We start from the raw sequence: 250 nt of genomic DNA, 5'->3' as shown, positions 1-250 counted from the left end.
TCGGGCACGAAGTGCAGGAGGCGGAATCGGCCGAGCTAGCCGCGTTGCTCATGCGGCGTACAAGCTTGGCTGAGGGCTTGGCGGGGCGACCGCTGGTGCTGCATTCAGACAACGGCAGCGCGATGAAGGGCGCGACGATGCTCGCAACGTTGGAAAACTTGGGCGTGGTGGCTTCGTTCAGCCGACCGCGCGTGAGTAACGACAACCCATACGCCGAGGCGCTGTTCCGGACGTGCAAGTACCGGCCAGA

The 250-nt window shown here is 64.4% G+C and carries 1 pseudogene; it reads left to right on the top strand.

Annotation, left to right across the window (positions count from 1 at the left end):
• A pseudogene (locus C0Z18_RS32565) lies at window positions 1–250 on the top strand (DDE-type integrase/transposase/recombinase); the annotation flags it as partial.

Origin of the sequence: Trinickia dabaoshanensis (genome assembly GCF_002879885.1) — a bacterium.
Classification (GTDB): Bacteria; Pseudomonadota; Gammaproteobacteria; order Burkholderiales; family Burkholderiaceae; genus Trinickia; species Trinickia dabaoshanensis.
The sequence above is the reverse complement of the archived record's forward strand: the minus strand, read 5'-3'. Positions and strand labels throughout refer to the sequence as shown.